We start from the raw sequence: 6,858 nt of genomic DNA, 5'->3' as shown, positions 1-6,858 counted from the left end.
TTCGTTTCTGGGGAGATACCCCGCACCACGTGTCCATCGGCCCGCGATCCGCGCCGCGTATGCGAAACGTCCATCCGGCCGCTCCACAACGGTGCGTATGTACGTGAAATGTAACACCTCAGACGTCCACCCTTGCCGCCTCGGAGCAGCCGGAACGGCGCAGCCCGACGACCACGGACGACCATCGCCGCCCCCTCCGACTATAGAAAAAGACGGAATGTGCTTCCTCACCCCTTCGCAGTGGCCGTCTCACCGACTCTTATCCCATCCTCCATAACACGTTTTTGGATAAGGAGATAAACATCATTGCAAATCTTTCGCACTTCACCGTATGCAGAATCCGTAAGCTCTTATTCGATCTTCACATACAAATTGTTCATCCACCCGATCACGGGCCCTTGTGCGACTCACGTTATCCGACTAGATACGTCGTCGGGGCCCCACTCCGCGGCAATCGCCGCCAGTCATCGTCCACACGCCAAACGAGGCAAGAACCATGTTCAACTTCCTCCAGGACACCGCCGAAGTCTCGGTCGACCAGGCCGCCGGCTTCGATCGCAACGTGACCATGCCGCGCTGGGGAGCCGTGTTCAGCTCGGCGGGCTACCTGCTCATCTTCGCGACCAAGTAGCACGTGACCGGCGGAGCGCTCCGCGGCACGACCGCGGGCGCGCTCCGGCCGAACGCTCCGGCAGGGCAGGACCGCGCGGCGACCGCCGCGAGGGGTGGTTCGCTCGAACAACGAGGCAGACACCGTGTTCAACTTCCTCCAGGACTCGACCGAGGTCTCCGTGGATCAGGCCGCCGGCTTCGACCGCAACGTGACCATGCCGCGCTGGGGCATCGCCTTCAGCACCTCGGGCTACCTGCTCATCTTCGCCACCTGATCCCACGGGTGACGGCCGGAGCGCCCCGCTGCAATATCGCGGGCGTGGTCCGGATGGATGGACGGGCAGGGCAGGACCGCGCGGCGACCGCCGCGAGGGGTGGTTCGCTCGAACAACGAGGCAGACACCATGTTCAACTTCCTCCAGGACTCGACCGAAGTCTCCGTGGATCAGGCCGCCGGCTTCGACCGCAACGTGACCATGCCGCGCTGGGGCATCGCCTTCAGCTCGTCGGGCTACCTGCTCATCTTCGCCACCTGATCTGACGCGCGAGGACCGGAGCGCTCGCCGCGGCACCGCCGCGGTGGCGCTCCGGCCCCGGAGTGTAGTTCCGGATGCGCCATTGCGCGCAGACGGACCTTCTCCGGACCCGGCCCGACCTGCGGACCGAAACGCACCCTCCACCAGCGCCCTGCGCGAGGAACCATGCTCGGAACCCTGAAGGCGGTGGTGATGCAGCGCGCGGCGCAGAAGTCGGCCCGTGCCGCGATCGGCTGGCTGGGCGAGCACCAGAGCAGCTTCCGCATCGCGGGGATGGCGAGCGAGACCCTTCCCTGGCAGATCAAGCCGGTGTCGGAGCTGGTGATGATGCTCACGGTGCTCACGCGCCACGGGGTCCGCTCCCGCACGCTGGACTCGCTGACCGCCTTCGCGCTGGCGGAGACGGAGGCGTTCGACTGGCACGACCTGGCCGCCTTCGAGCCCTCCGCGGCGACGCCGCTGGCGGGGCTGGCGGAGTTCTTCGCGCTGCACGGCCGCCCGCCGCCGTTCGAGATGGAGTACTTCGACTTCCTGCGGGCGATCGACTTCTTCGAGGGGATGGACCGCTTCCCGTACCGCGAGATGGACACGGCATACTGCTACTCGCGCATCGGCATTCCCGGCCAGCAGGAGAAGATGAACCTGTGGTTCGGCAGCACGGCGTTCGGGCGGGGGCAGAGCCTGACGCGCTACACGCTGGACGACCTGTACTCGCTGACGCACGCCATCTTCTACCTCACCGACATGGGCCGCCGCCCGCTGCACGGCAACCTGCCGGCGGAGATGCTGGAGCGGCTGCACCGCGAGCTGGTGGCGCTGACGGCCATGCTCATGCGCGCCGACAACATCGACCTGATGGGCGAGCTGCTGCTGTGCTGGATCCTCTCCGGCGTCGCTCCCGGCACGCGCGACCGGACGGTCTTCCGCGCGGGGATGGAACGGGTGCTCGCGACCGTGACGCCGGACGGGGCCGTGGCGCCGCGCAACGAGGTGAAGCGCCGCTCCGACGCGGGCGGCGCGGGCTTCGGCGAGCTGTACCACACCACCCTGGTGTGCGCGATGCTCTTCACCCTGGCTGGAAAGCGGCGGATATGACACCCGGCGAGATGAGGACGGCCTGCGCCCGCGAGGTGGACGGGCTGATCGAGGAGATGGACCGGGCGCCGGGCCAGACGGCCTTCTACGACCTGGCCGCCGCCGCCGAGGTGCTGGCGCTGTGCGGGCAGTATCCCAGCGCCGCGGCCATGCGGGCGCGGATCGCGGCCGCCGCGCTGGGCTGGCTGCGCGCGGGGCTGCTGGACGACACGGCCTTCGCGCGCCTGGAGTTCCTCTACCCCACGTCGCTGCTCTGCTGGTTCGCGAGCCGCGCGCCGGGCTTCGTCCCCAAGGACGTGGGCCACACGCGCGAGATCGTGGCGCGGGGCCTGGCGGGCCGCTCGGAACTGCCGGTGCTCACGTCGCAGCTGGTGGCCAGCTACCTGGCGGCGTGCGGCATCGAGCCGGGCGCCGACATGCTGGGCACGCGCGACCTGCGGCTGGTGCTGGACAAGCGGGTGCTCCGCGCGCGGTCCGACGACTTCGACGTGCTCACGCTCACGCTCGTGGCGCAGCTCTGCGCCGTGAGCGCCCAGTACCGCGGCCGGCTTCCGCGGATGTACCCCCAGGCGCTGCTCGTCCAGGCGGTGCGCGACGGTCACGCGAACTGGGTGGCCGTGCTCACGCTGCTGTGCGCGACCGCGTACGGCATGCCCGACTGGCTCCGCGAGGGGGCCGCCCGGTCCCTCGCTTCGCACGTGGACGCCGCGCGCGACCTGCTCCCCCCGCCCGAGGCAAGCTATGCCGACAACGACTACGTCCAGCGCGCCGAGAAGGGGCTCCGGCTCCGCAGCAGCATCGCCGCCTTCGCCGTCCTCCACGATGCTTGAGACCGCCGCGCCGCCCGCCGGCGCCGTCCGCTGCACGCCCGCCCAGGCCGCGAAGACCTACGCATACCTGGAGCGATTCGTCCCCTTCGAAGCCGGGCCCAAGGCCAGCGTGTCGGCCACCTTCGCCCGCTGCTGCCTGGCGGCCAATCCGGACCTGGAGCTCGATCCCGCGCCCGCCGCGGCCGAGGCTGCGTCGATGGCCGCCGCCGCCCTTGCGCACCCGGACCGGGCGCGCATGGACCTGGACCCGTTGCTGCTGGTGAGCTGCCACGGCGTGCTGGCCGACGCCGGCTTCGAGGTCGGGGCGCTGCGGGAGATGCTGGGCGAGGTGGCGACGGCCTTCGCGGGGCTGCCCGCGCCGGTGCGCGAGCTGGGTCGGGTGCGCCACATCGCATCCCTCCTGGCGGCACGCGGGTTCGGCGTGGTCGTCGGAGCGGCGGGACGCGAGGCGGCGGAGCTGGCGAAGTCGCCCGCCCGCATCCTCAATGCCCCCGGCGACGTGGTGGCCGACCTGGCCGACCACCTGTTCGCGGACGGAGCGGAGCTGGGAGAGGACCTGACGGTGATGCTGGCGCTGACGGCGCTGGGCGAGCTGCGCAACTACCGCGTGGACCTGGGCGCCAAGCTGCTGCGCCTCGTCACCTCCCTGGGCCGGCCGTGCCTGGAGACGGAGGAGGGGCTGAACTTCGTGGCGCTCCAGCGGCGAAGGACGGGCGCGTACGGCTTCGTGAACCCGTTCCTGCCGCCCAGCGAGGACCCGGCGGAGCTGGACCGCGGCTTCTTCCTGCCCATGACGCTGAACGCCGCCTGGCTCTTCCACACGGCCGCGGCTCCGCGGCGCGGACCGACCGAGGCCGCCGGGGCGGGCAGGTGAACCGCGTCCTGCGCCTCCTCGCGCTCACCCGCGGGCGCCGCGGCGAGTACGGGGCCGCGATCGCCGCGCTCACGCTGGGCACGATCTTCTTCCTCTCCGTGCCCCGCAACCTGGGCCTGCTGGTGGCGATGCTGCCCCACGCATCGGACCCGCGCGTGGGGGTGCGGCTGTACGCGCCGGCCATGAACATCGCCGCGCTGCTGATGCTCCAGGGCGTCTGCACCGCGGTCTACGGATACCTGGTGGCGAACGCGTCGGAGCGCATCGCCAACGGGCTGCGCGCGGCGTTCTTCCGCAACCTGGTGAGCCGCCCGCTCGACGAGTGCAGCCCCAGGCAGCTGGGCGAGGTGGCATCGGCCTTCTCGTCGGACCTGGGGGTGATCCAGGGCGGGCTGTCGGACACGCTGATCAGCTTCCTGCGCCACTCCATCTTCACCGTGGGCGCCATCGTGGCGCTGTTCTTCGTGGACCTGCGGATGACGATGATCTCGCTGGGCGGCGTGGCGCTCATCGCCGTGGTGATCCTCGCGTTCATCCGCCTGGCGACGGCCGCCGTGGTTGCCGTGCAGCGCTACCGCGGGCGCACGGTGTCGCTGCTGCTGGAAGCCGCGTCCAACGCGTACGTGATCCAGGCGTACGACCGCGTGGACTACATGGACGCGCGCTTCGTGGAGCGGCTGGACGAGACGTTCGCGCGCGTGCGCAGGCACCTGCGCCTGATGACGCTGATGAACCCGGTGAGCCTGGTCGTATTCGCGGTGGTGATCTGCGGCACGCTCGCGTTCGGCCTCTCCGAGGTGCGCACGGGGCGGCTGGGTGTGGCCGACCTGGTGGCGTACATCACCTACGCCGTGGTGCTGGTCGCCTCGGTGAGCCAGATCGGCGTGCTGGCGGGCAGGCTCCAGCAGGCAGGGGCGATGCTGGAGAAGCACGAGTCGCTGCTCTCCCCCGCCCCGGCTGCCGGCGCGGGCCCCCTCTTCCCGCCCGTCCTCCACGGCGCGGCCTCGGCCTCCTCGCCTTCGGGCGCGGCGCCGTTCGGGTACGTGCTGGACGGGGTGGGCTTCGGGTATCCGGGCACGGAGCACCCCGCGCTGGTGGACGTGTCGTTCGAGATCCCGGCGGGCCGCATGACGGCCATCGTGGGCGAGAGCGGCGCGGGCAAGAGCACGGTGGCCGGGCTGCTGTGCGGCATCTACCGCCCCGCCTCCGGCGTGCTGCGCTTCGCGGCCGGCCCCGGCGAAGGTCCGGGCGAGGCCCCGCCTTCGCGGCGCGAGGTGGCCGTGGTGCCGCAGGAGCCCTTCCTCTTCGCGGGCACCGTGGCGGAGAACATCGGGTTCGGGCGCGAGTGGGTCACGCAGGGCGACGTGGAGCGCGCAGCCCGCGCGGCGCAGATCCACGAGCACGTGCACTCCCTTCCCGGCGGCTACGAGGCCGGGGTGGACGAGGGCGGGCGCAACTTCTCGCGCGGGCAGAGGCAGCGGATCGCGCTGGCCCGGGCGCTGGCGGCGCGGCCCCGCATCCTCATCCTCGACGAGGCCACGGCGTCGCTCGACGTGGTGAGCGAGCGGGCGATCAAGTCCGCCATCCGGGCGCTGCACGGGCAGGTCACCATCGTGGTCATCGCCCACAACGGCGAGCTGCTGACCGAGGTGGACCACCTGGTGGTGCTGGACCGCGGCCGCGTGGTGCACGCTGCAGCGCCGGGCGACGCCACCGTCACGCACGACCTCTTCGCCCGCCTCACGCAGGTGCGGCGCGCCCGGCTCGTGGAAGCGTAAGGAGACGCATTGGACCTCACCCTGGACCGCATCGAGCTGGCGACGCCGGACGGCGCGCCGCTGCTGGTGGCGGCGAGCGCGGCGTTCGGGCCCGGCGTCACGGCGCTCACGGGCCGCAACGGCGCGGGCAAGTCCACGCTGCTGCGTGCCGTCTTCGGCCTGCATCCCCTGGCCGGGGGCACCGTCCGTTTCGGCCCGTACGACCACGTGCGGGACCGCGCGGCGTTCCTGGAGCGCGCGGCGTTCATGCCGCAGAACTTCACCGCGTACCCGGAGCTCACGGGGCGCGAGTTCCTCGTCTACTTCCTGCGCCTGCGCGCGGTGGCGCGGCGCGAGGCGGACGAGCGGGCGCGCGAGTGGCTGGGCGCGGTGGGCCTGGGGAAGGCGGGGGAGATGCGGACCGGAACGTACAGCCAGGGCATGCTGCAGCGGCTGGGCTTCGCGTACGCCATGCAGACGGGCGCGCCGCTGTGCGTGATGGACGAGCCGTTCGCGGGCGTGGACCCGGATGCGCGCGCGGCGCTCACCGACCTGCTGTTCGACGGGATGGAGGGGCGCACCGTCCTGCTCACCACGCACCACGTGGAGGAGATGACGGAGCGAGGCGCGTCGGTCGCCCGCGTGAGCGGCGGCTCCGTGACGACGCTCGAACCGGCGCTCCGATGACCACCGCGCAGGCATCCGCCACGGGTCGGACGGTGCTCGCGGGATCGGGTGCCGCCGGCGGACGCAGCGCGTTCGGCCGGCGGGTTTCCGTGCTCACGGCGGTGGTGGGGACCGAGCTGCGGCTGCGGGTGCGCGATCCCGCCGTGCCGGTGCTGCTCGCCGCCGTGCTCGCCGTCTGCGCGCTGCTGGTGCCCAGCCCCGGCGCGGGCTATGCCGTGCTGACGCTGGACGGGCGCAAGCCCATCTTCTCGGCCGACACGGCGCTGGTCGCGGCGGGCATCGTCCTGGGCCTGCTGCTCCTGCCCACGTTCGCGCTGGCGCTGGACGCGGGCCATGCGCGCGACCGGCGGGGGCAGATCGACCGCCTGAACCGTTCGTCGCCGGTGGACGGGGCGGCGCTAGTCTCCGGGCGCATGCTGGCCGGTCTCGCCTTCACGCTGCTCGCCTCGCTGCTGGCACTCGTCGTC

General features: G+C 71.7%; 9 protein-coding genes. All 9 read left to right on the top strand.

Features of this window, described 5'->3' with window-relative positions; all coding sequences use genetic code 11:
* Positions 1–496: 496 nt before the first annotated feature.
* Entirely contained in the window at positions 497–631 is a 135-nt protein-coding gene (locus VFE05_23700) for a hypothetical protein (GenBank protein HET6233102.1), read from the top strand.
* Between the two features lie 94 nt (positions 632–725).
* The gene (locus VFE05_23695) at positions 726–887 is read left to right on the top strand and encodes a hypothetical protein (GenBank protein HET6233101.1); all 162 of its coding nucleotides are present in this window, start codon (positions 726–728) and stop codon (positions 885–887) included.
* Positions 888–986: 99 nt separating this feature from the next.
* Positions 987–1,148 (top strand): hypothetical protein, encoded by a 162-nt coding sequence (locus VFE05_23690; protein HET6233100.1) that lies wholly within the window; start codon positions 987–989, stop codon positions 1,146–1,148.
* Between the two features lie 165 nt (positions 1,149–1,313).
* Positions 1,314–2,243: a hypothetical protein gene (locus VFE05_23685; protein HET6233099.1), complete on the top strand. Its 930-nt coding sequence runs from the start codon at positions 1,314–1,316 to the stop codon at positions 2,241–2,243.
* A gap of 11 nt (positions 2,244–2,254) precedes the next feature.
* Positions 2,255–3,073, top strand: coding sequence for a hypothetical protein (locus VFE05_23680; GenBank protein HET6233098.1), 819 nt, complete (start codon positions 2,255–2,257; stop codon positions 3,071–3,073).
* Positions 3,066–3,947, top strand: a complete 882-nt coding sequence (locus VFE05_23675; GenBank protein ID HET6233097.1) for a hypothetical protein — start codon at positions 3,066–3,068, stop codon at positions 3,945–3,947. The genes VFE05_23680 and VFE05_23675 overlap by 8 nt, the downstream gene beginning before the upstream one ends.
* Positions 3,944–5,725: an ABC transporter ATP-binding protein gene (locus VFE05_23670; GenBank protein ID HET6233096.1), complete on the top strand. Its 1,782-nt coding sequence runs from the start codon at positions 3,944–3,946 to the stop codon at positions 5,723–5,725. The genes VFE05_23675 and VFE05_23670 overlap by 4 nt, the downstream gene beginning before the upstream one ends.
* 9 nt (positions 5,726–5,734) lie before the next feature.
* Positions 5,735–6,391: an ABC transporter ATP-binding protein gene (locus VFE05_23665; GenBank protein HET6233095.1), complete on the top strand. Its 657-nt coding sequence runs from the start codon at positions 5,735–5,737 to the stop codon at positions 6,389–6,391.
* A partial coding sequence (locus VFE05_23660) for a hypothetical protein (protein ID HET6233094.1) occupies positions 6,388–6,858 on the top strand: 471 nt, incomplete at its 3' end. The genes VFE05_23665 and VFE05_23660, both read left to right, overlap by 4 nt.

It is taken from the genome of Longimicrobiaceae bacterium, assembly GCA_035696245.1.
GTDB lineage: Bacteria > Gemmatimonadota > Gemmatimonadetes > Longimicrobiales > Longimicrobiaceae > DASRQW01.
This window is presented reverse-complemented; position numbering and strand designations above follow the sequence as displayed.